Origin of the sequence: Pseudomonas sp. 2995-1, assembly GCF_002742505.1 — a bacterium.
Taxonomy (GTDB): domain Bacteria; phylum Pseudomonadota; class Gammaproteobacteria; order Pseudomonadales; family Pseudomonadaceae; genus Aquipseudomonas; species Aquipseudomonas sivasensis.
The window spans coordinates 156,446-180,419 of the sequence record NZ_LJSA01000249.1 but is presented as its reverse complement, the minus strand read 5'-3'; the positions used below and the strand labels follow the sequence as shown (position 1 = coordinate 180,419).

The window sequence follows — 23,974 nt, the reverse complement described above, 5'->3', positions numbered from 1 at the left end:
GCGGGTCATGCGCGTACTGATTGTTGAAGATGAAGAAAAAACCGCCGACTACCTGCACCGCGGCCTGACGGAACAGGGCTACACCGTCGACGTGGCCCGCGAAGGCGTCGAAGGTCTCCACTTGGCGCTGGAGAACGATTACGCGGTGATCGTGCTCGACGTGATGCTGCCCGGCCTCGACGGCTTTGGCGTACTGCGTGCCTTGCGTGCGCGCAAGCAGACGCCAGTCATCATGCTCACCGCCCGCGAGCGCGTGGAAGACCGCATACGCGGGCTGCGCGAGGGCGCCGACGATTATCTGGGCAAGCCGTTCTCGTTTCTCGAACTGGTGGCGCGCCTGCAAGCCCTGACCCGGCGCAGCGGTGGTCATGAGCCGGTGCAAGTCACCGTCGCCGACCTGTGGATTGACCTGATCAGCCGCAAAGCCAGCCGCAACGGTGTGCGCCTGGACCTGACGGCCAAGGAGTTCTCGCTGCTCAGCGTGTTGGCGCGGCGCCAGGGTGAAATTCTGTCCAAGACAGCGATTGCAGAGATGGTTTGGGACATCAATTTCGACAGCGACGCCAATGTGGTCGAAGTCGCGATCAAGCGCCTGCGCGCCAAGCTGGATGGGCCCTTCGAACACAAATTGCTGCACACCATTCGTGGCATGGGTTATGTGCTGGAGAACCGCAGTGCCGTCTAATTCCATCGCCTTGCGCCTGAGTGGCATGTTCACGTTGGTGGCGCTGCTGATTTTTGTGTTGATCGGTGGCGCGCTGTACCAGCAGGTCGACCGCAGCCTCGGATTGTTGCCGGGCGCGGAACTGGATGCGCGCTACAGCGTGCTGGAATCCTCGGTGAACCGCTTCGGCACGCCGGACCATTGGGTGAAGATCAAGGCCAAGCTCAAACTATTGAGTGAGGAAGACAAGCGCATCCGCTTCTGGGTAGTCAGCACGGATCCGAACTTCGAGTATGGCGAACCGGATGCGCAGATCCGCGCCTTCGCCGAGGGCCCCAGCGGCAAGCGCGATTTGCATCTGCCGGGCTACACCCATCCGTTCAAAGTGCTGGTGAGCCAGTTTCCAGCCAAGGACCAGCGCCCGCCGTTGCGCTTCATGATTGCCATCGACACCGAGAACTTCCGCGCCACTCAGCATCACTTGCTGGTGGCATTGGTCAGCCTGGCGCTGGTTGGCGTGGTGCTGGCTGCGCTGTTGGGGTTCTGGGTGTCGCGCATTGGCCTCAAGCCCCTGGGTAGACTCTCGGATGAAGCGCGCAAACTCGCGCCGCCAAAACTCTCCGGACGCCTGCAACTGTCGCCACTCCCCCCGGAGCTCAAGCAGTTCGTCAACTCGTTCAACTCCACCCTCGACCGCGTTGAGCAGGCCTACTCGCGCCTGGAATCCTTTAACGCCGATGTGGCCCATGAACTGCGTTCACCGCTGACCAATCTGATCGGCCAGACCCAAGTGGCGCTGACCCGTGGGCGTTCGGCCGAGCATTATCTGGAAGTGCTGGAGTCGAACCTGGAAGAGCTGGAACGCCTGCGTTCGATCATCAACGACATGCTGTTCCTCGCCAGCGCCGACCAGGGCAGCAAGGCCACCAAGCTGATCGAAAGCTCCCTGGCCGATGAGGTGGCGACCACGCTCGACTATCTGGACTTCATTCTCGAAGACGCTCAGGTGCGGGTGCAGGTCCACGGCGACGCCCAGGTACAGATCGAAAAAGCCCACCTGCGCCGTGCGCTGATCAACCTGTTGAGCAATGCGGTTCAGCACACGGCGCCGGGGCAGGTGATCGACGTGAACATTGATGTGCTGGAGCATCAGGTGGCCATCGCCGTGACCAACCCCGGCGAGGCAATTGCCGGCGAGCACCTGCCGCGGTTGTTCGAGCGGTTCTATCGGGTGGACGCCTCGCGTAGCAACAGCGGGGCGAATCATGGATTGGGGCTGGCGATCGTCAAGGCGATTGCGTTGATGCACGGTGGCGACGTGTTTGTGCGCAGCGAACAGGGGGGCAATACCTTCGGCATTACTCTGCCGATGTAGGCCGCCCACATGGAATCAGATCCAATCACTGTTGCGATTTGGGCAACAGTCATTCTCTTGTTACACTCTATATCGTACCGCTCACCTGCGTTAATTTGACGCATCGATGAGCGCGGCGGCAAAGGCAGCTACCCGCTTACCCGAATTTCCCTCGACTTATTTCCAGGGCTCTACACTGGGAATCTGTCTTAAAGCCGCTGATATCAGCGGCTTTTTTTTGCCGTAAAAAAGGCCAGGCACACCCCCACGACATTGGCCGTTTTCGATAGACCAAAGGAGCTTTACCGGTGAAGAACTCGCTGACGTTCACCCCGTTATTCCTCGCGATTGCAGCAACGATCGTCCCCCTTGCCCACGCGGCAGACACTACCCCTACTGAAGGTTTCATCGAGGGCTCGCACCTCAACATCAACACCCGCAACTACTACATGAACCGCGACCGTCGTGACATTCATACCGATGACAGCAAGGAGTGGGGCCAAGGCTTTCTCGGCACTTTCGAATCCGGCTACACCCAAGGCACCGTCGGCTTCGGCCTGGATGCCCACGCCATGCTCGGCCTCAAACTCGACGGCGGTGGCGGCACTGACGGCTCCAGCATTCTTCCCTACGGCAGTACTGACGGCAGCGGCAAAGCCCCCGGATCGTTCTCCACCGCTGGCGCTACTTTGAAGATGCGTGCCTTTGATACCGAGTTGAAGGCCGGTGATCTGTTCCTCAACAACCCGGTCATCGCGGGCGGCCAGACGCGCATGCTGCCGCAGACTTTCCGCGGCGTGAGCCTAAGCAATCACAGCTTCGACGGTTGGATGTTCGAAGGCGGCCAGGCCAGCTTCACCAAGCTCTACAACCAGAGCGGCCACCGTCGCATTGGCACCAGCTACGGCGCCCTGCCGACTAACACCGACAGCCAGCACATGAACTGGGCCGGCGTTTCGTTCAGCGGCATTCCCGGCCTGACCAGCAACCTGTACGCCTCCGAACTCAAGGACGTGTGGCACCAGTACTACTACGACCTGGACTACACCTACGCACTCAATGACCTGGTCAGCCTCAACCCGGGTCTGCACTACTACCACACCCAAGACACCGGCCAGTCGTTGCTCGGCGGCATCGACAACAACACCTACAGCCTGCATTTCACCGTGGGCGTGGGTAATCACAGCGTCACCGCCGCTTACCAGCGGGTCAACGGAAACACGCCGTTCGACTACATCGCTCAGGGCGACAGCGTGTACCTGGATAACTCCCAACAATACTCGGACTTCAACGGCCCCAACGAGCGCTCGTGGAAGCTCAAGTACGCCTATGACTTCGCCGGCCTCGGCATGCCCGGGCTGACCTCGGCGGTGTCCTACATCAGTGGCAAGACCGACCTGACCAAGGTCGACCCGCAAAGCCGAGGCTACAGCGCCTGGTACAGCGCCGATGGCAAAGACGCCAAGCACTGGGAACGGGATATCGACGTGAAATACGTGGTGCAAGGCGGCAAGGCCAAGGATTTGGCCATGCGTTTTCAATGGGCAACCAACCGCGGCAGCAATGGTTATTCGGCGGTTGACCGGGACGTGGATGAATATCGGGTGATTATCGACTACCCGATCAACGTGTTCTGACCCCTGGAATCTTTCTTTTTAGCCAATGATTTAATTTTCATCGGGTAGAACTAAACTGCCAGCATTCACACCGCTGAAGTCTGCCCGATGAGTCAACGCCCTGTTCGTACCTCGCCTGCACATCCTGAGCTTTTTCTGATTCTGGGCAGCGGCCTCACGGTCGCCCTGATTGTGATTATCGTTGCGGCGTTGTTGGTCCGCGAACACGCCAGCACCCTTCAGGAAGCCAAACGTTCAACCACCAACATTGCCCAACTGATCAATGCCGACGTGCTGCGCAACGTTGAATTGTATGACCTGGCACTCAAAGGGCTGATCGCGGCCAAACAACGTGAAGACCTGTCCCAGGTGGCCGCGAGTATCCAGCATCTGGTGCAGTTCGACCTCGCCACCGCAGCGCCTTTCAAGGGCGAAGTGCTGTTATTGGACCCCACCGGCGCCGTTATCGCAGACTCATCAACGCTGCAGCCGACGCCGCGTAATTTTTCTAACCGCGATTATTTCCAGGTGCACGTAAAGGACAGCCAGGCCGGTTTGTTCATCAGCCGACCGTTCAAAATCCATTGCGACTGTGACCAGGTCTGGCGCATGGCATTCAGCCGGCGAGTATCGGGACCCAACGGTGAGTTTGCCGGCGTTGCGGTCGCGACCATGCGTCTGGCGTATTTCGACCAACTGTTCAACACCCTGACCATCGGCAACGGCAGCAGCGTCAACCTGCTCAACAACAAAGGCATTTTGTTGGCCCAACAGCCGCTGCTCGAACGCGACATGATCGATAAGGACTTGAGCGAGCGACCGAACTTCAAGCGCATGCTGAGTGAAGGCAGTGGCAGCTTCCAAGCCATCTCGGCTCTCAGCGGCAAGGAGCGCCTGTACACGTTCACCAACGTCGGGGAATTACCGCTGATCGTGGTAGTGGCACTGTCCAGTGAAGATGTGTTCGCCCCTTGGAAACGCGCCGCGCTGCTGACCAGTGGCGCCACCGGCATCCTGTGTATAGGTCTGTTGTGGCTGACCTGGATGCTGCGTCGTGAACTGCGACGACGCTACCGCGCAGAACGGGTGCTGTCAGAACTGGCAGCCACCGACGCCCTCACCGGCCTGCCCAACCGCCGCATTCTGGATGAACGCCTGCGCCTGGAATGGGACCGCGCCCAACGCTCAACGGAGCCGATGACGCTTCTGATGATTGACGTGGACCACTTCAAGGCATTTAACGATCGCCATGGCCATAAGGGGGGCGATGAAGCCTTGCGCTCCGTGGCCCAAGTGATCGGCGGCAACATTCGTCGCCCCGCTGATCTGGCGGCGCGCTATGGCGGTGAGGAATTTGCAGTAGTGCTTCCGATTACCGATGCCAAGGGCGCACAGGTAATCGCCGAGCACATCCGCAGCAGCGTCGAACACTTACCGCGGATAGCCGGGGATGAGCGGCCGATTACTGTGAGTATTGGTATGAGCACCTGGGATAAGCACAGTCGTATGTCGTTGGAAGCATTGCTGCTGAGTGCGGACCAGGCGTTGTATGAGGCCAAGCATACGGGGCGTAATCGGATCGTGGATGCAGCAACGCTGTCATGAGGCATCAGACTAATGTCCACAGAAGACTTGCTGTCACAGCCTTACTCACCACAACAGGCCCGCTTGCCACAGCAAGTCTGTTCACCAGAAAAACAGCCATAAAAAAAGGCCACCCGAAGGCAGCCTTTAAAAACTAAAGAAAGAGAGTTGTTACTTACACCGCCGCAACGGGACGCATGTAAGAGATCGGTGCGGTGCTGGCATCTTCGAAGGTCACGACTTCCCAAGCGTCTGTCTGCTCAATCAACTTGCGCAGCAGCTGGTTGTTAAGGGCGTGGCCCGACTTGAAGCCTTTGAACTCGCCTATCAGGCTATTGCCCAGCAGGTAGAGGTCACCGATTGCATCGAGGATCTTGTGCTTCACGAATTCGTCTTCGTAGCGAAGGCCGTCTTCGTTCAGTACACCATCCGCGTCGACCACAATGGCGTTTTCAACGCTGCCGCCGAGTGCGAGGTTGTGCTTGCGCAGGTACTCGATGTCACTCATGAAACCAAAGGTACGGGCGCGGCTGACTTCTTTTACGAACGAAGTGCTGGAAAAATCCACGCTTGCACTTTGGGTGCGGTCACGGAATACCGGGTGATCGAAATCGATCTCAAAGCTCACTTTAAAGCCTTCGAACGGGACGAAGGTGGCGCGCTTGTCGCCGTCTTCTACTGTCACTTCCCGCAGAATGCGTATGAACTTCTTGGCTGCGTCCTGTTCTTCCAGGCCGGCAGATTGAATCAAGAATACGAAGGGTCCAGCGCTGCCATCCATGATAGGGACTTCGGACGCGGAGAGCTCGACGTAGGCGTTATCGATGCCCAGGCCAGCCATGGCCGAGAGCAAGTGCTCCACCGTGTCCACTTTGACGTCACCGTTGACCAATGTGGTCGACATAGTGGTTTCGCCAACGTTTTCCGCGCGAGCAGGAATCTGCACCACAGGGTCCAGGTCGGCACGAACAAACACGATGCCGGTGTCGACAGGTGCAGGCTTGAGGGTCAGGTATACCTTCTCCCCGGAGTGCAGACCTACACCTGTGGCACGGATAATATTCTTCAGGGTGCGTTGTTTAATCATGGCTTGGACCGCTTGAGCGCAAATTGCGAACTGGTATCAACAAAGGCTGGCGATAATAGCAGACCAGACCTTTGCTGAACACCAATCACCTTCATAGCCCTGATACATTCCATCAATCGGCCTGACGACGCAGGAATGCCGGGATGTCCAGGTAGTCCAGGTCATCTTGCGGATTCGGGCTACGGGACGCCGCAGCACCGGCCTGAGCCTGGTTGCGCATCACGGTCGGACGATCCAGGTCACGGTAGTTCACCGACGGCATTTCCGGGCGCACAGGCGCTGGAGCTGCAGCCGATTGGCTGGCGTGGCTGGCATGGTTTGTATGAACGGTGTTGTCGATAACCTTTACAGGCTTCTCGATTTTCGCGCCCAGGCCGGTAGCAACCACAGTCACGTGCAGTTCGTCGCGCATGTCTGGATCGATAACGGTACCGACTTTGACCATCGCGTGCTCGGAAGCAAAGGCTTCGATGATGCTACCCACGTCGGAGTACTCACCCAGGGACAGGTCAGGACCGGCAGTGATGTTCACCAGGATGCCGCGTGCGCCTTGCAGGTTCACGTCTTCCAGCAGCGGGTTGCGGATGGCCGCTTCGGTGGCTTCACGTGCACGGTTAGGACCGCTGGCGCAGCCAGTGCCCATCATCGCCATGCCCATTTCGCTCATGACAGTACGTACGTCGGCAAAGTCGACGTTGATCATGCCTGGGCGTTTGATGATGTCGGAAATACCGCGAACGGCACCGGCCAGTACATCGTCAGCCTTGGCGAACGCGGACAGCAGGCTTGCGTCCTTGCCCAGGATGGTCAGCAATTTCTCGTTAGGAATGGTGATCAACGAGTCGACGCTTTCAGACAGCAGACGGATACCTTCGTCGGCGATCTGCATGCGCTTGCGACCTTCGAACGGGAACGGGCGGGTCACGACTGCAACCGTCAGAATGCCCATTTCCTTGGCCACTTCGGCAATGATCGGGGCCGCACCGGTACCGGTACCGCCGCCCATGCCAGTGGTGATGAACACCATGTTGGTGCCTTGCAGCACTTCGGCAATACGCTCACGGTCTTCCAAAGCGGCTTGACGGCCAACTTCCGGATTGGCGCCAGCGCCGAGGCCCTTGGTCACAGCAGTGCCCAATTGCAGGATGGTCCGCGCGCCGATGCTTTTCAGCGCCTGGGCATCAGTGTTGGCGCAGATGAATTCAACGCCTTCAATGTTGCTCTTGACCATATGGTTGACAGCGTTGCCGCCGCCACCGCCGACACCGATCACTTTGATGACCGGGCTGGCGGGGATGTTGTCTACGAGTTCGAACATGTTCCCTCTCCTTTCGTTATCTCTAGTTTTTTCGCCTACTGCTTACATCGGTGTTGCGGTAAAGCTTTAGAAATTGCCTTTTACCCAAGCCTGTAACCGTTCGAACAACGGCGCTTTGGCCTCGTCGTCGCTGCGGTAGCTGTCACGGATGCTCGGGCCCGACAGGGAAATGCCGTCGGTCTGCTTTTGCAGTCCGTACAACAGCAAGCCCACACCGGTGGAATAAATCGGGTTGCGCACCACGTCTCCCAGGCCTTTGACGCCATGGGGCACGCCCAGACGGACCGGCATGTGGAAGATTTCCTCGGCCAGTTCGACCGCGCCTTCCATCTTCGAGGTGCCACCCGTCAGCACGATGCCGGCCGGGATCAAATCTTCGTAGCCACTGCGGCGCAGTTCAGCCTGGATCAGGGTGAACAGCTCGTCGTAACGCGGCTCGACCACTTCGGCCAAAGCCTGGCGCGACAGTTCGCGCGGTGGACGGTCGCCCACGCTCGGAACCTTGATGGTTTCGCCGGCACCGGCCAGCTTGGCCAGGGCGCAGGCGTAGCGGATCTTGATTTCTTCGGCGTACTGGGTCGGTGTACGCAACGCCATGGCGATGTCGTTGGTAACCTGGTCGCCTGCAATCGGGATTACGGCGGTGTGACGGATCGCGCCCTCGGTGAAGATCGCGATGTCGGTGGTGCCGCCGCCGATGTCCACCAGGCACACGCCCAGCTCTTTCTCGTCGTCGGTCAGTACCGAGTACGCAGACGCCAGTTGCTCAAGAATGATGTCGTCGATTTCCAGGCCGCAGCGGCGCACGCATTTTTCAATGTTCTGTGCAGCGTTGACAGCGCAGGTCACCACGTGGACCTTGGCTTCCAGACGTACGCCCGACATGCCCAGAGGCTCGCGAACGCCTTCCTGGTTATCGATCACGTAATCCTGCGGCAGGGTGTGCAGCACGCGCTGATCGGCCGGGATCGCCACGGCCTGGGCGGCGTCGAGGACGCGCTCAAGGTCGGCGGCGCTGACTTCACGGTCACGGATAGCCACGATGCCGTGGGAGTTCAGGCTACGGATATGGTTGCCCGCCACGCCGACAAACGCCGAGTGAATCCGGCAACCGGCCATCAGCTGCGCTTCTTCGATAGCGCGCTGGATCGATTGCACAGTGGACTCGATGTTCACCACCACGCCCTTCTTCAGGCCCCGGGACGGATGCGTGCCAATACCGACGATTTCGATCGCGCCGTCTTCCCCGACCTCGCCCACCAGCGCCACCACTTTGGAGGTGCCGATATCGAGACCGACGATCATTTTGCCGCTTTGCACGTTTGCCATGGGTCCTGCCTCTTCTTAATTCTTCGCGACAGCGGGTTGCGCTGCCGTGGGCGCAGCCGGTTCACGCCAGCCGACGGCAAGGCCGTTGGCGTAACGCAGGTCGACGCTCGCAATGTTCGTAATCTGTTCTTTCAAGGTCTTGTCGTAGATGGCAATGAAACGGCGCATCTTCTCCACCAAGCGGTCGCGTCCCAGCAACAACTGGATGCCCGGGCCGGAACTGCCTGCCCCGGTCGTCAAAAACCAGCTACCCCGTTCACGCAGTTCCAGGCGTGCAATGGAGAAGCCCATTGGCCGCAGCATCTGGCTCAAGGCCTGGTACTGCTGCATTACTTGCTGCTGCGCCCGCTGCGGCCCGAACAGCTGCGGCAGGTGCTCATAGTTGGCCAGCTCACGCGGGGTGAACGCCTGGCCCTGGTTGTTCAACAGCGCTTCATCACCCCAACGGGCCACGGGCAGTTGTTCCTCCAGGCGGATCGTCACCTGGTCCGGCCACACACGACGGACTTCGGCGTGGGCGATCCACGGCATCTGTTCCAGCTCACCGCGCATACCGGCCAGGTCGATGGTGAAGAAGCTCGCGGCCAGGTAAGGGCCAATGCGCTGCTGCACCGCTTGCTGGCTGATGTAGCTCAAGTCGCCCTGCACGCTGATCTTGGTGATCGGACGGTCGGCGTACGGCAATAGACGCTGCGCACCTTCGTAAGTGCCGAAACCCAATGCCACCAGCAGCACCGGCCAGAACAGCGCCTTGAGGAAACCAAAGTTGGCTTTCGGCAGGCGCGCCGACATCGGCTCTTTAGCCACCATTCGGCTGGCACCCCGTGGCACCGGCTTGCGGCTCGGTGCTTGTGGGGGCTGATGACGAAGCGATGCGCCTTTCATGTCCTTAGCCTCTTGGCTCAATGCTGGCGGCAAGAATTGCCAGCACCAACTGCTGGAAATCCAAGCCGGCTGCGCGAGCGGCCATAGGTACCAGGCTGTGGTCGGTCATGCCCGGCGCAGTGTTGACTTCCAGGAACCAGAACTCCCCTTGGTCATCCTGCATCACGTCTGCCCGCGCCCAGCCGGCGATACCCAGCGCCTCACAGGCCTTCGCCGTGAGGTCCATCAATTCCTGTTCCTTGGCTGCGTCAAGGCCGCATGGGACCCGATACTGGGTATCGGATGCCAGGTACTTGGCGTCGTAGTCGTAAAAGGTGTGGGGCGTGCCCAATGCGATAGGCGGCAATACTTGGCCACGCAGGGTGGCGATGGTGTACTCGGGACCCTGGATCCACTGTTCCACCAACACTTGCGAATCGTAGGTACTTGCCGCTTTCCATGCGTCGATCAATTCGGCGGCCGAGTTCACTTTGGCCATGCCGATACTGGAGCCTTCATGGGCTGGTTTGACGATCAAAGGCAGGCCCAGTTCCTTGGCTGCAGAAATACAATCGTCTTCGCTGCACAGAACAGCGTGACGCGGGGTTGGAATACCCAGGCTGTGCCACACCTGCTTGGTGCGCAGCTTGTCCATGGCCAGTGCCGAGGCGAGGATGCCACTGCCGGTGTAAGGAATACCGGCGCATTCCAGCAGGCCCTGCATGCTGCCGTCTTCACCGCCACGGCCGTGAAGAATAATGAAGGCGCGGTCGATCTTTTCGGCCTGCAGGCGGGCGAGGAAGTCATCGCCCACGTCGATACCAAACGCATTCACGCCGGCGCTTTGCAGAGCTTCGAGCACGGCGTTGCCGGACTTGAGCGACACTTCGCGCTCGGCGCTCTTGCCGCCGAACAGCACCGCCACACGGCCGAAGTCGGCTGGCGCGATTGTCGAAAACAGGGAGCCGTAGTCAGTAGTCATTTCGACTTCCCCTTCTCGGCGGCAAACAGCGGGCTCGCCAATAGTTTAGGGGCAAGGCCGCCGATATCACCTGCGCCTTGGCACAGCAGAATGTCACCAGCGCGCAGCAGCGGTTTGACGATCGGTGCCAGGTCCACACCGCGCTCGATGTAGATCGGGTCAAGCTGACCACGCTGACGAATGCTGTTGCACAGCTTGCGGCTATCGGCGCCCGGGATCGGTTCTTCACCGGCCGGGTAAACCTCCATCAACAGCAGCACGTTGGCATCGGCCAATACATTGACGAAGTCGTCATACAGATCGCGGGTCCGGCTGTAGCGGTGCGGTTGGTAGACCATCACCAGGCGGCGCTCCGGCCAACCACCGCGCACGGCCTTGATCACTGCGGCAACTTCAGTCGGGTGGTGACCGTAGTCGTCCACCAGCATCACGTCGCCACCCTCTACCGGCAGTTGGCCGTAGACTTGGAAACGACGGCCGACACCCGCAAAACGCGACAGGCCTTCCACGATGGCTTCATCGCTGACGCCTTCATCGGAAGCGATGCAGATGGTCGCCAGGGAATTCAATACGTTGTGGTTGCCCGGCATGTTCACCGACACATCCAGCGGCTCACGGTCAGGACGCAGTACGGTGAAGAAGGTTTGCATGCCTTCCTGGCGCACATTGATCGCACGCACGTCGGCGTCTTCGCTGAAGCCGTAGGTCACGGTCGGACGCTTGACCAGCGGCAGGATTTCACGCACTACCGGATCGTCCAGGCATACCACGGCCAAACCGTAGAACGGCAGGTTATGCAGGAACTCGACGAAGGTTTTCTTCAACTTGTTGAAGTCACCGTCGTAGGTCGCCATGTGGTCTTCGTCAATGTTGGTCACGACGGCCACAAGCGGTTGCAGGTGCAGGAAGCTCGCGTCGCTTTCATCGGCTTCGGCGATCAGGTAGCGGCTGGTGCCGAGCTGGGCATTGGTGCCGGCTGCATTCAGGCGGCCACCGATAACGAAGGTCGGGTCCAGGCCACCAGCGGCGAACACCGAAGCGATCAGGCTGGTCGTGGTGGTCTTGCCGTGGGTACCGGCGACGGCGATGCCGTGGCGATAACGCATCAACTCGGCCAGCATCTCGGCACGTGGCACCACGGGAATGCGGCGCTCAAGGGCGGTGGCCACTTCCGGGTTGGAAGTGTTCACGGCGCTGGACACCACCAGCACGTCGGCCTCAGCGGCGTTCTCAGCGCGGTGGCCGATGAAAATCTGTGCGCCAAACGACTTCAGGCGCTCGGTGACCGGCGACTCTTTCAAGTCCGAGCCGGACACTTGGTAGCCCAAGTTCAGTAACACTTCGGCAATGCCGCACATGCCCACGCCGCCGATACCGACGAAGTGGATGCGACGGATGCGGCGCATCTCGGGTTGTGGCATGGCTTTCTGATTCTCAACCATGGGCCACCTCCAGGCAGATATCCACCACGGTGCGGGTTGCGTCAGGTTTGGCCAGGCGGCTTGCGGTGCTCGCCATATTGTTGAGTCGTTCCGGTTGCATCAAAACCTCGGTCAGGCGTGCGGCCAAATCGGCGGCGCCAGTCGTTCTTTGCGGCAGCAGGAAGGCAGCGCCCTCCCCGGCCAAATATTCGGCGTTGCGGGTCTGGTGATCGTCGATGGCGTGGGGCAAAGGCACCAGCAAGGACGGCAGACCGGCGGCGGCCAGTTCACTGACGGTCAGCGCACCAGCGCGACAGACCACCAGGTCGGCCCAGCCATAGGCATGGGCCATGTCTTTAATGAAAGGCTGTACATTCGCCTCGACACCGGCTTCGCGATAACGCGTGGCGGTGATTTCATCGTGGTTCTTGCCGGCCTGATGGAAGATCTCCGGGCGCAATTCCACAGGGAGTTGCGCCACCGCTTCCGGTAGCAATTTGTTCAATGGCTCAGCGCCCAGGCTTCCGCCCAGGATCAGCAGGTGCGCCTTGCGACCCGCCAGTGCTTCGCGGGCGATGTCCATAAACAGCTCGGTGCGCACCGGGTTGCCGGTGGTACGGCGCTTATCCGACACACTGAAAGTGTTGGGAAACGCTTCACACACCCGCGCAGCCAACGGCACCAGCAAGCGGTTGGCGGTGCCGGCCACAGCGTTCTGCTCGTGCACGATCACCGGCACACCGGCGAGCTTGGCCGCGACGCCGCCAGGGCCGGTTACATAACCGCCAAAACCGAGCACACACACCGGCTGCAATTCACGGATGACCTTGCGCGCCTGCCACACCGCCTTGAGCAAGACGAAAGGTGCCTTGAGCAAGGACAACTTGCCCTTGCCGCGCAGGCCTGTGACGTTGATCAGATGCAACGGCAAGCCGGCACTCGGTACCAATTCGTTTTCGATACCGCGCGGCGTGCCCAACCAGTGCACGGTGTAGCCACGGTTCTGGAACTCGCGCGCACACGCCAGGGCTGGGAATACGTGGCCCCCAGTGCCGCCAGCCATGATCAGCACATTAGCGCCCATGGGTCGGCTCCTCGGCGAAGTCGCTTTCGCTGAACTCCATCTCTTCGCTGCCCAAGTGGGTTCGACTCTCCCACTCGATGCGCAGCAACAAGCCCAGACAGGCGCAGCAAATCACCAGCGAACTGCCGCCGTAACTGAGGAACGGCAAGGTCAGCCCCTTGGTCGGCAGCAGGCCGACGTTCACACCGATATTGATCAAGAACTGGCCGATCCACAGGAACGACAAGCCGTACGCCACATAGGCGGCGAAATACTGTTTGGCCTTCTCGGCCCACAAGCCGATGTACATGCCGCGTACACACACGAACACAAACAGCGCGACGGTGCACAGCGAACCAACCACGCCCAACTCTTCGGCGAGTACCGAGAACACGAAGTCGGTGTGGGCTTCCGGAAGGTAGAACTGCTTCTGCACGCTATTGCCCAGGCCAACGCCCAGCCACTCACCACGACCAAAGGCGATCAACGCCTGGGTCAATTGATAGCCGGAGCCAAACTGGTCGGACCACGGGTCGGTAAAGGTAATCAGACGCGCCATCCGGTAGGGTTGCGCCTGCACCAGGATGGTCACGGCCGCCACTGCCAGCACCACCATCAAACTGAAGCGGAACAGGCCCACACCGCCGAGGAAAAGCATCGCCGCTGCCGCCCCCATCATCACGACGGTGGCGCCGAAGTCGGGCTCCATCAGCAAGAGGCCGGCCATGGGCAGAAGCACGATGAATGGCTTGAAGAAGCCCATCCAGCTTTCGCGCACTTCCTTCTGACGACGCACCAGGTAACCGGCGAGATAGATCACCACGAACACCTTGGCGATTTCCGACGGTTGCACGTTGAACGCGCCGAAACCAATCCAGCGCATCGAGCCGTTCACCTCGCGGCCGATACCCGGCACGATCACCATGACCAGCAAGCCAAACGCGCCGATCAGCATCAGCCAACCGAGACGCTGCCAGGTGGCGATGGGGATCATCATGGTGACGATGCACGCACCCAGACCGATGATCAGGTACACCAGGTGACGGATCATCATGTACAGGGTGTTGCCCGACTGCACGGCAGCCACTTCGGAAGAGGCCGAGGTGATCATCACCAGGCCCAGGCCCAGCAGCGCGAGGCAACCGGCGAGCATTGGGAAATCAAGGTCGATGCCACGCCCGGTGATGATCGGCGACGGGTACGGCTTAATGATGTTTCTGAAATCAATGCTCATGCCAAGCCCTCCACGGCGCGGGCGAACAACTGGCCGCGCTCTTCGTAGTTCTTGAACATGTCGAAACTGGCGCACGCCGGCGACAGCAGTACCGCATCGCCTGGTTGGGCCAGGGCTTTGCATTGGGCAATGGCGTCGTCCAAGGAGGTGGCACGCACCTGTGGCACGGCGTCACCAAGCGCGGCGGCGATCAAGTCGGAGTCGCGGCCCATCAAGACCACGGCGCGGCAATGCGCAGCCACCGGTGCCTTGAGATCTTTGAAATCGGCGCCCTTGCCATCGCCACCGGCAATCAGCACCAGCTTGCCGTCGATATCGGCGCCAAGCCCTTCGATCGCAGCCAGTGCGGCGCCGACGTTGGTGGCTTTGGAGTCGTTGTAATAGCTGACGCCATCGAGATCACGCACCCACTGGCAGCGGTGTTCAAGACCGGCGAAGGTGCGCAGGCTGGAGAGCATCGCGTCGAATGGCAGGCCAACGGCATGGCCAAGCGCTAATGCCGCCAGGGCGTTGGACTGATTATGGGCACCACGAATTTTCAGCTCGCGCACTGGCATCAGGTTCTGAAATTCGAAGGCCAGGTATTTCTCGCCGTTCTCTTCGCGGATACCGAAGGCCTTGAAGTCGGGCTTGCCCAAACCGAAGGTCCAGCAGGGCATGCCCTCGCCCATCAGCGGACGGCTAAGGGCATCCTGGCGGTTGACCACAAATTGCTTGGCGCCGCGGAAGATCCGGTGCTTGGCCAGATGATATGCCGGCAGGCCGCTGTAGCGGTCCATGTGGTCTTCGCTGACGTTCAGAACAGTGGCGACTTCGGCGCCGAGGTCATGGGTGGTTTCCAGCTGGAAACTAGACAGTTCCATCACGTACAGCTCGATGTCGTCGCTGAGCAGGTCCAGCGCCGGGGTGCCGAGGTTACCGCCCACGGCCACGCGCTTGCCGGCCGCCATCGCCATCTCACCGACCAGTGTGGTCACGGTGCTTTTCGCGTTGGAACCGCTGATGGCTACTATCGGCGCCTTCGCGTTACGCGCGAACAGGTCGATATCGCCGGACAGCTTCACGCCACGGGCCGCTGCGGCTTGCAGGGCCGGTGTCGCCAGGGCTAGGCCGGGGCTCACGTAGAGCTCATCGGCGCGGCACAGAAACTCGACATCCAGCTCGCCACAACGCACTTCCACGTGCGGGTAGTCACGGCGCAGCGTGACCAGCTCCGGTGGATTTTCCCGCGTATCGGCCACGGCAAACGACGTGCCCCGGTTCGCCAGGAAGCGAACCAGGGACATGCCGCTCTTGCCGAGGCCGACAACGATGCGGAAGTGGTCTGAAGCGATCAGGGACACTCGTTTCTACCTCAGTTTCAGGGTGGCAAGGCCAACCAGTACGAGAATCACAGTGATGATCCAAAAACGGACGATCACGCGTGGCTCGGGCCAGCCCTTGAGTTCAAAGTGGTGGTGAATCGGCGCCATGCGGAACACGCGGCGCCCGGTCAACTTGAAGGACGCCACCTGGATGACCACCGACAGGGTTTCCATCACGAACACACCGCCCATGATGAACAGCACGATTTCCTGGCGAACAATCACCGCGATCGTGCCCAGGGCTGCGCCGAGCGCCAGGGCGCCGACGTCGCCCATGAAAACTTGCGCCGGGTAGGTGTTGAACCACAGGAAGCCCAGGCCGGCACCGATCAGTGCGCCGCAGAACACAATCAGTTCACCCGCGCCCGGTACGTAAGGGATCAGCAGGTACTCAGCGAATTTCACGTTACCTGACAGGTAGCAGAAGATGCCAAGCGCGCCGCCCACCATCACCGTCGGCATGATCGCCAGGCCGTCGAGGCCGTCGGTCAGGTTCACCGCGTTGCTGGAGCCGACGATCACGAAGTAGGTCAGCACCACGAAGCCGATACCCAATGGAATGCTGGCGTCCTTGAGCATCGGGATGATCAGGGTGGTTTCCACTGCGCTTGGCGCCGTGGTGTACAGGAAGATCGCTGCGCCCAGGCCGAACACCGACTGCCAGAAATACTTCCAGCGGCTTGGCAGCCCCTTGGAGTTTTTCTCGATCACTTTGCGGTAGTCATCGACCCAGCCGATGGCGCCGAACAGCAAGGTCACCAGCAGCACTACCCAGACGTAGCGGTTGTGCAGGTCGGCCCACAGCAAGGTGCTGATGCCGATGGACGACAGGATCAACGCGCCGCCCATTGTCGGGGTGCCGGACTTGGACAGGTGCGACTGCGGGCCGTCATTACGAACCGATTGACCAATTTGCAGGTTCTGCAGGGTGCGGATCATCCACGGCCCCAAAAACAGCGACAAAGACAGCGCGGTCAGCACACCCAGGATCCCGCGCAGGGTCAGGTACTGAAAGACCGCGAAGCCTTTGTGGAACTGTTGCAGATACTCAGCCAGCAGCAGCAGCATTAATGTTTCTCCGTACTTGAGCCACACAAGGCCGCGACGACGTTTTCCATCACCGCGCTGCGCGATCCCTTGATCAAAATGGTTGTGTGTTTGTCTTGTTCTGCTGTGCCCAGCGCCTGAATCAACTCGGCCTGGGTTGCGAAATGTCGCGCACCTTGGCCGAAGGCAGCCACGGCATGGGCCATGTTCGTACCAACGGCGTAGAGGGCGTCGACTTTGCCTGCGGCATACGCGCCGACTTCGCGGTGGCCTTGTTCAGCCCAGTCGCCCAATTCGCCGATGTCACCCAGTACCAGCACCTTGCGACCGTCAAAACCCTTTAGCAGGTCTACAGCGGCATTAATGGACGATGGGTTGGCGTTGTAGGTGTCATCAATCACACGCATGCCGTTGGTTGCCAACTGCGCCACGGTACGACCCTTGACCGGTTGCACCGCGCCCAGGCCCGTGGCGATACCGAACAGCGAAACGCCCAAGGCATGGGCCGCAGCGGCGGCGGCCAGGGCATTGGCGACGTTATGGTTGCCCAACAAATTCAGTTGCACGTGTTCGTCACCTTGCGGGGTGTGCAAGGTGAAGGACGGGCAGCCACGGGCATCGACGGTGATGTTGGATGCATGGAAATCAGCCGCTGCGTTAAGCACGGCAAATGTCAGGACCTTGCGACCGGCGGCGCGTACACGCCAGGTCTCGAAGGCCTTGTCGTCCAAATTCAAAACCGCGGTGCCCGATGCATCCAGGCCCTCAAGAATCTCGCCCTTGGCTTCGACGATTTTTTCCGGGCCACCGAACTCGCCAACGTGGGCAGTACCAGCGTTGTTGATAATTGCTACGTGGGGCTTGGTCAGCGCCACGGTGTAGGCGATTTCGCCGATACGCGAAGCCCCCAGTTCGATCACTGCCGCCGTGTGTTCCGGGGCGAGTTCAAGCAGGGTCAGCGGAGCGCCAAAGTCATTATTAAGGTTGCCACGGGTCGCAAGCACCGGGCCGCGCGTACGCAGTACACCAGCAAGCAGTTCCTTGACCGTTGTCTTGCCGCTGGAGCCGGTAACGGCTGCGACAGGCTTATTAAAAGCAGCACGGTTCAGCGCGCCCAATTGACCGAGAGCCAAGCGGGTATCGGCGACGAGCAGTTGCGGCAAGGTGGAGTCGGCGACTTCGCGCTGAACCAAGGCACCCACGGCACCTTTGGCGGCCACTTCATTCAGGTAGTCGTGACCGTCAAAGCGCGGTCCGGCCAAGGCGACAAACAGTTGCCCAGGCTTGATCGCGCGACTGTCGATACTCACGCCATCGAAGCAGCAATCGCTCGACAGCATACGAGCGGACAGAGCCTGGCTCAGCTCGCTGAATTTCATCGCTTTAAGCATGGGCAATCTCCCAGGCGGTCAAGGCGTGATCGGCCTCGACCAGATCGGAGAAGGCATGACGCTCGCCATTGATTTCCTGGTAGTCCTCGTGCCCCTTGCCGGCCAGTACTACTACGTCATCAGCGCTGGCACTGGCGATCAACTGGGCGATGGCGGCACCACGACCGGCAACGAAAGTAGCCTTGGACGCGTCTTTAAAGCCTGCGCGGATATCGTCGAAGATCTGGCTCGGGTTTTCGCTGCGCGGGTTGTCATCGGTGACGAGTACGCCGTCGGCCAGTCGCTCGACAATCTCGGCCATCAGCGGACGCTTGCCGCGATCGCGATCACCGCCGCAACCGAACAGGCACAGCAACTTCCCTTTGGCGTGAGGACGCAAGGCTTCGAGGACTTTTTCAAGGGCATCCGGGGTGTGGGCGTAATCAACCACCACCAGCGGCTGAGTGCCGCCACCCAGGCGTTGCATGCGACCGGCCGGACCTTCCAGCTTCGGCAGCACTTTGAGGATTTCGTCCAGGGCGTAATCCAGGCCAAGCAGCGCGCCGATAGCGGCGAGGACGTTGCTGAGGTTGAACCGCCCGAGCAAGGTGCTGCGCAGGTGATGTTCGCCTTGGGGCGTTACCAACGTGGCGCGAACGCCTTCGTCATTAAATTGGGCTTCGCGGCAATACAGGTACGCGCTGGAGTCCAGCAGGCTGTAGCTGATCAAACGCGATTCGCTGTCCTGCGCGGCCAACTGGCGACCGAACTCGTCGTCCAGGTTCACAACCCGGCACTTCAGGTCATTCCAGGCGAACAGCTTGGCCTTGGCGGACGCATACGCCTCCATCGTGCCGTGGTAGTCCAGGTGGTCGCGGGACAGGTTGGTCATCACCGCCACATCAAAGGCCAGGGCGGTTACGCGGCCCTGGTCCAGACCATGGGACGAGACTTCCATGGCAACCGCCTTGGCACCGGCCTTTTTCAGGTCGGCCAGGGTCGCTTGCACAGCAATAGGATTGGGCGTGGTGTGCAGGCCGCTTTGAAGCGCGCCATAAAAACCGGTGCCAAGGGTGCCAACGATGCCGCAGTGCTGGCCCAGCAGGTCAAGCGCCTGGGCAACCAGTTGGGTCACACTGGTCTTGCCGTTGGTACCGGTCACACCCACCAGATTGAGATGGCGGCTCGGGTCGCCATAGAAGCGCCCGGCGATGTCCGACAATTGCTTGGCCAAGCCTTTGACAGGGATCAGCGGCACGTCGGTGATCGGCAGCACCGTGGCGCCTTCCACTTCATAAGCCACGGCTGCGGCGCCGCGCTGCAAGGCGTCGGCAATATGCGCACGGCCATCGACCTTGCCGCCTGGCACCGCCAGGAACAGATCACCGGCGCGCACGTTACGGCTGTCGAGGGTCAATTCGCGAATCAGCAGATCGCGACCAGCGTGGGCAAAAATCTTATTCAGGCTAAGAGACATCAGCCGCGCCCTCCATTGGCTTTGACTGCAGCAACCGGTGGTCCGGCATTCGCTTGTTGAGTCGGCGGCAAGTTGTCCGGCGTGATGTTCATCAAGCGCAGGGTGCCGGACATCACTTTGCTGAACACTGGCGCCGAGACCAGACCACCGAAGTAACCGGCTTTGCTCGGCTCGTCGATCACTACAACAATGGCGTAACGTGGATCGCTCATCGGGCCAAAGCCGGCGAACAGCGAACGGTAGGAGTTTTCGGCATAGCCCTTGGTACCCACCGACGTTTTACGCGCGGTACCGGACTTGCCTGCCACGTGATACGCCGGCACTTGGGCACGGAATACACCCCGCGGCGCTTCGATCACTTGTTGCAGCATGCCTTGCATAGTCTTGGCGACGTTTTCCGGGATCACCTGGGTGGCTTTCGGCGCTTCGTCGACGTGAATCAGGCTCAGCGGCACCATGCGACCGTTGTTGGCCAGCACGGAGAACGCGTGCGCCAGCTGGATTGCGGTTACCGACAGGCCGTAACCGTAGGAAAGCGTGGCGGTCTCAGCTTTTTTCCAGTCGCGGTAGTTCGGCAGGTTGCCGACACGCTCACCGGGAAAATCCAGACCGGTGGGTTGGCCCAAGCCGATTTTCTGCGCCAGGTGGTAGATGGTTTCACCGCCGATATCGAAGGCGACCTTACTCATGCCCACGTTACTGGAGTTGATCAGGATGCCTGTCAAATCCAACACCGGACCTTCGGTGCGCGATACGTCACGAATAGTGTATTTGCCAAGCTGCAAAGTGCCTGGGTACACCTCGACCTTGTCGCTGGGTTTCCAGCGCCCGGTTTCCAGGGCGGCACTCATGGAGATGGCTTTCATGGTCGAACCTGGCTCGAACACGTCGATCATGGCGCGGTTGCGCATCATCGCCGGCTGCAGGTTGCGACGGTTATTCGGGTTGTAGGTCGGCTGGTTGACCATAGCCAGGATCTCGCCGGTCTTCACGTCCATGATCACGAGGCTGCCGGCCTTGGCGCCGTTCTCGATGATCGCGTTACGCAGCTCGCGGTTGGCCAGGTATTGCAGACGCAGGTCAATCGACAACGCCAAGGGCTTACCGGCCTTGGCGTTTTTGGTGACTTGGACATCCTTGATCAGTCTGCCGCGCCGATCCTTGATGACTTGTCGTTTACCGGGAACACCAGCCAGCCATTCGTCGTAGGCCAACTCCACACCTTCGCGGCCGTGGTCATCGATGTCGGTAAAGCCGACCATGTGGGCGGTGGTTTCACCGGCCGGATAGAAACGACGGAATTCCTCGATGCCGTAGACACCGGGGACTTTAAGGTCGAGCACTTGCTGGCCCTGCTCGGGGGTGAGGCCACGAACAAGGTAGATGAATTCTTTATTGGCTTGAGCCTCAAGGCGCTCGGCCAAGGCTTTTGGATCCTGGCCCAGTGCGGCAGCCAGTTGTGGCCACCTGTCCTTGGCAACCTGCAACTCCTTGGCGTTGGCCCACAGGGTAGTTACCGGCGTACTGACGGCCAGAGGCTCGCCGTTACGGTCGGTAATCAGGCCGCGGTGCGCAGGAATCGGGATATGACGAAGGCTACGGGCGTCGCCCTGGCCGATCAGGAAGTCACGGTCGACGACCTGCAAGTCAATGATCCGCCAGGCAATCGCCCCCACCATCAATGCCAGCAACCCGAGCATCAGTCGGAAGCGCCATGGATAAAGTGCGCCCTCGAGCTTCATCATGGCGCCACCATGCGGACTTCGGCCGCGCCCGGAATGTGCATTTTCAGTTGTTCGGTGGCCAGAACTTCGATACGGCTATGGGCCGTCCAGGTGCTTTGCTCCAGGATCAACCGACCCCATTCCGCCTGCGCTTTGTCGCGCACACTCAATTCCCCGTACAGGGTGTTAAGCAGTTGACGGTTGTAGTGGGCGCTGTAGGACACCGCAATCGCGGACACCAGCACGCCGACAAACAGCAGCAACATAAAGAAGCTGCCGCCCGGCAGGGGCTTGGCAAAAAGCTTGCTCACCGCAGCTTCTCCGCGACGCGCATGACGGCGCTACGGGAGCGTGGGTTGGCCTTGAGTTCGGCCTCGGAAGCAAACTGCGCTTTGCCATGGATTTTGATTTTCGGCACAAAGGCTTCGAAACGCACCGGCAGGTTGCGCGGCAGGTTGTCGGACTCACCCTTGACCAACCGACGCATGAACAATTTGACGATGCGGTCTTCAAGGGAGTGGAAACTGATCACCACTAGACGACCGCCCACTTCCAAAGCGTCCAGCGCGGCTTCAAGACCAGCTTCCAGATCGCCCAGTTCGTTGTTGACGTGAATGCGCAGGCCTTGGAACGCACGGGTCGCAGGATTCTTGCCCTTTTCCCATGCAGGGTTAGCGACTTTGAGTACTTCGGCCAGGTCGGCGGTGCGTTCGAACGGCTGAATTTCACGGCGCTCCACCACGGCACGTGCCATGCGACCAGCGAAACGCTCTTCACCGTATTCCTTGAATACGCGGGTAATTTCTTCATGGGGAGCGGTGGCGATGAACTGTGCCGCACTGATGCCACGGGTAGGATCCATGCGCATATCGAGAGGGCCATCGTTCATGAAGCTGAAGCCGCGCTCCGGATCATCGAGCTGTGGCGAAGACACGCCTAAGTCGAGCAAAACCCCGGCCACCTTGCCCGCCATACCACGCTCGGCGACTTCAGCACCCAGCTCGGCAAAGCTGCGCTGCACAACGACAAAGCGGCCGTCTTCGGCCGCTAGCGCTTGCCCGGTGGCAATCGCTTGGGGGTCTTTGTCGAACCCGAGGAGCTTGCCGTCGGGACCGAGCTGGCTGAGTATCAACCGGCTGTGCCCGCCCCTGCCAAAGGTGCCATCCAAATAGCAGCCATCCGCGCGTACGGCGAGAGCCTCAACGGCTTCGTCAAGCAGTACGGTGATGTGGTTAAAGCCGCTATCAATAGTCACAGGATCAAATCACGCAGTTCATCAGGCATAGCGCCCGGTTGTTGAATAGCAGCCAGGTCAGCTGCAGAAACAGCATCCCAGGCATCTTCGTCCCACAATTGGAACTTGTTCAGTTGGCCAACCAGCATTGCGCGCTTGTCCAGCTTGGCGTACTCGCGAAGACGCGGGGGCACCAGGAAACGACCACTGCCATCGAGCTCAAGGTCGACGGCATTACCGATCAGCAAACGCTGCAGGCGGCGGTTTTCTTCACGCAATGAAGGCAGGGCGCGCAATTTGGTTTCAATCAACTCCCACTCATCGAGCGGGTAAACACATAAACAAGGATCAACAGCATCGATAGTGATGATTAATTGCCCGGAACTTCGCGAAATCAGCTCGTCACGATACCGGCTCGGCATGGCGAGACGGCCTTTTGCATCGAGACTGATAGCGTTAGCTCCGCGAAACACAGATGCGTTTCTCCAAATTTTAGCGTTTTACGTTCAAAAAACCCACTTTGTGCCACTTTCCGCCACTTGCGCACACTATAGGAATGCGCCCACCACACCGTCAAGGCGCGGATTCAAGGAAAAGCCTTACAGAACGGAGATTTAGGAGCGTAAAAGCAGGAGAAACCAGAGTTCGGCGGTATTTTTGACCCAATAAGGGCAAATAGCTCAAAGAGCTACGACTTAAAGTTAAAGTAATTTATTAAGAGTAAGATTTTTTTGGTATTACGAAGATGCATCTGCCAATGATTTGGCAGGGAAGGATTCTTGCGTTATTACCGGTTTTCTGCCCGAGACTCGGGCAGAAGGAAAAAGGTGGAGAGTCGATCTGTAAGCCGGGTTCTGTCTTGAACAGTCATTCGTCTACGATGGCCATCACTGGACATCTTTAGCAACCTACCCGGTCCCAGCGCGGGCCACGCCTTGGGACCCTATTTGGTCTTGCTCCAAGTGGGGTTTACCTAGCCACGAACTGTTGCCAGTCGTGCGGTGCGCTCTTACCGCACCTTTTCACCCTTACCGGTACCGAAGTACTTAGGCGGTTATTTTCTGTGGCACTTTCCGTAGGCTCACGCCTCCCAGGCATTACCTGGCACTTCGCCCTATGGAGCCCGGACTTTCCTCCCCCCCCTAATTTTCATAGAAGGCAGCGACTGTCCAATCGACTCTCCGCCGCGCAGGTTAACGGCACGACGGCCTCAGGACAAGTAATAATAGTCACCAAGGCCAT

At 59.9% G+C, this 23,974-nt stretch carries 20 protein-coding genes and 1 other RNA gene; 4 read left to right on the top strand and 17 right to left on the bottom strand.

The genetic code is table 11. The annotated features are described in order from the left end of the window. Positions 1–7: 7 nt before the first annotated feature. From AOA61_RS03630 to AOA61_RS03615, 4 genes are all read left to right on the top strand, one after another. Positions 8–685 carry a heavy metal response regulator transcription factor gene (locus tag AOA61_RS03630; RefSeq protein WP_032886331.1) on the top strand — a complete coding sequence of 226 codons (678 nt, stop codon included), beginning with the start codon at positions 8–10 and terminating at the stop codon, positions 683–685. Next, the gene (locus AOA61_RS03625) at positions 675–2,039 is read left to right on the top strand and encodes a heavy metal sensor histidine kinase (RefSeq protein ID WP_099601154.1); all 1,365 of its coding nucleotides are present in this window, start codon (positions 675–677) and stop codon (positions 2,037–2,039) included. The genes AOA61_RS03630 and AOA61_RS03625 overlap by 11 nt, the downstream gene beginning before the upstream one ends. A 287-nt stretch (positions 2,040–2,326) precedes the next feature. After that, the gene (locus AOA61_RS03620) at positions 2,327–3,655 is read left to right on the top strand and encodes an OprD family porin (protein WP_099601153.1); all 1,329 of its coding nucleotides are present in this window, start codon (positions 2,327–2,329) and stop codon (positions 3,653–3,655) included. An 87-nt stretch (positions 3,656–3,742) separates the two neighbouring features. After that, positions 3,743–5,239: a sensor domain-containing diguanylate cyclase gene (locus AOA61_RS03615; protein ID WP_099601152.1), complete on the top strand. Its 1,497-nt coding sequence runs from the start codon at positions 3,743–3,745 to the stop codon at positions 5,237–5,239. 154 nt (positions 5,240–5,393) lie between these two features. Here the strand turns inward: AOA61_RS03615 and lpxC are convergent, their stop codons facing one another. From lpxC to rnpB, 17 genes are all read right to left on the bottom strand, one after another. Beyond that, positions 5,394–6,305, bottom strand: coding sequence for a UDP-3-O-acyl-N-acetylglucosamine deacetylase (gene lpxC / locus AOA61_RS03610; protein ID WP_003171886.1), 912 nt, complete (start codon positions 6,303–6,305; stop codon positions 5,394–5,396). A gap of 112 nt (positions 6,306–6,417) precedes the next feature. After that, positions 6,418–7,623: a cell division protein FtsZ gene (ftsZ, locus tag AOA61_RS03605; protein WP_095183868.1), complete on the bottom strand. Its 1,206-nt coding sequence runs from the start codon at positions 7,621–7,623 to the stop codon at positions 6,418–6,420. A gap of 66 nt (positions 7,624–7,689) precedes the next feature. After that, positions 7,690–8,952 (bottom strand): cell division protein FtsA, encoded by a 1,263-nt coding sequence (ftsA, locus tag AOA61_RS03600; RefSeq protein WP_032886326.1) that lies wholly within the window; start codon positions 8,950–8,952, stop codon positions 7,690–7,692. A 15-nt stretch (positions 8,953–8,967) separates the two neighbouring features. After that, on the bottom strand, positions 8,968–9,837 hold the full coding sequence (locus AOA61_RS03595; protein ID WP_032886325.1) for a cell division protein FtsQ/DivIB: 870 nt from the start codon (positions 9,835–9,837) through the stop codon (positions 8,968–8,970). Between the two features lie 4 nt (positions 9,838–9,841). Then, the gene (locus AOA61_RS03590; protein WP_099601151.1) at positions 9,842–10,798 is read right to left on the bottom strand and encodes a D-alanine--D-alanine ligase; all 957 of its coding nucleotides are present in this window, start codon (positions 10,796–10,798) and stop codon (positions 9,842–9,844) included. Continuing rightward, a complete protein-coding gene (murC, locus tag AOA61_RS03585; RefSeq protein ID WP_032886323.1) occupies positions 10,795–12,240 on the bottom strand; it encodes a UDP-N-acetylmuramate--L-alanine ligase in 1,446 nt (481 codons plus the stop codon). The genes AOA61_RS03590 and murC overlap by 4 nt, the downstream gene beginning before the upstream one ends. Further along, positions 12,233–13,303 (bottom strand): undecaprenyldiphospho-muramoylpentapeptide beta-N-acetylglucosaminyltransferase, encoded by a 1,071-nt coding sequence (gene murG, locus AOA61_RS03580; RefSeq protein ID WP_032886322.1) that lies wholly within the window; start codon positions 13,301–13,303, stop codon positions 12,233–12,235. Before murG ends, murC begins: the two co-directional genes overlap by 8 nt. Further along, entirely contained in the window at positions 13,293–14,516 is a 1,224-nt protein-coding gene (ftsW, locus tag AOA61_RS03575; protein WP_032886321.1) for a putative lipid II flippase FtsW, read from the bottom strand. The genes murG and ftsW overlap by 11 nt, the downstream gene beginning before the upstream one ends. Next, positions 14,513–15,859 (bottom strand): UDP-N-acetylmuramoyl-L-alanine--D-glutamate ligase, encoded by a 1,347-nt coding sequence (murD, locus tag AOA61_RS03570; protein WP_032886320.1) that lies wholly within the window; start codon positions 15,857–15,859, stop codon positions 14,513–14,515. Before murD ends, ftsW begins: the two co-directional genes overlap by 4 nt. Positions 15,860–15,865: 6 nt before the next feature. Beyond that, a complete protein-coding gene (gene mraY / locus AOA61_RS03565) occupies positions 15,866–16,948 on the bottom strand; it encodes a phospho-N-acetylmuramoyl-pentapeptide-transferase (RefSeq protein ID WP_032886319.1) in 1,083 nt (360 codons plus the stop codon). Then, a complete protein-coding gene (gene murF, locus AOA61_RS03560; RefSeq protein WP_032886318.1) occupies positions 16,948–18,318 on the bottom strand; it encodes a UDP-N-acetylmuramoyl-tripeptide--D-alanyl-D-alanine ligase in 1,371 nt (456 codons plus the stop codon). Before murF ends, mraY begins: the two co-directional genes overlap by 1 nt. Further along, on the bottom strand, positions 18,311–19,774 hold the full coding sequence (murE, locus tag AOA61_RS03555) for a UDP-N-acetylmuramoyl-L-alanyl-D-glutamate--2,6-diaminopimelate ligase (RefSeq protein ID WP_032886317.1): 1,464 nt from the start codon (positions 19,772–19,774) through the stop codon (positions 18,311–18,313). Before murE ends, murF begins: the two co-directional genes overlap by 8 nt. Beyond that, a complete protein-coding gene (locus AOA61_RS03550; RefSeq protein ID WP_163033163.1) occupies positions 19,774–21,516 on the bottom strand; it encodes a penicillin-binding protein 2 in 1,743 nt (580 codons plus the stop codon). Before AOA61_RS03550 ends, murE begins: the two co-directional genes overlap by 1 nt. Continuing rightward, entirely contained in the window at positions 21,516–21,809 is a 294-nt protein-coding gene (ftsL, locus tag AOA61_RS03545; protein ID WP_003216203.1) for a cell division protein FtsL, read from the bottom strand. Before ftsL ends, AOA61_RS03550 begins: the two co-directional genes overlap by 1 nt. Further along, complete coding sequence (rsmH, locus tag AOA61_RS03540) at positions 21,806–22,747, bottom strand: 16S rRNA (cytosine(1402)-N(4))-methyltransferase RsmH (protein WP_095184312.1); 942 nt, start codon at positions 22,745–22,747, stop codon at positions 21,806–21,808. Before rsmH ends, ftsL begins: the two co-directional genes overlap by 4 nt. A 2-nt stretch (positions 22,748–22,749) precedes the next feature. After that, complete coding sequence (mraZ, locus tag AOA61_RS03535) at positions 22,750–23,205, bottom strand: division/cell wall cluster transcriptional repressor MraZ (protein WP_003171868.1); 456 nt, start codon at positions 23,203–23,205, stop codon at positions 22,750–22,752. Positions 23,206–23,559: 354 nt separating this feature from the next. Further along, positions 23,560–23,913, bottom strand: an RNA gene (gene rnpB / locus AOA61_RS03530) — RNase P RNA component class A. Positions 23,914–23,974 lie beyond the last annotated feature (61 nt).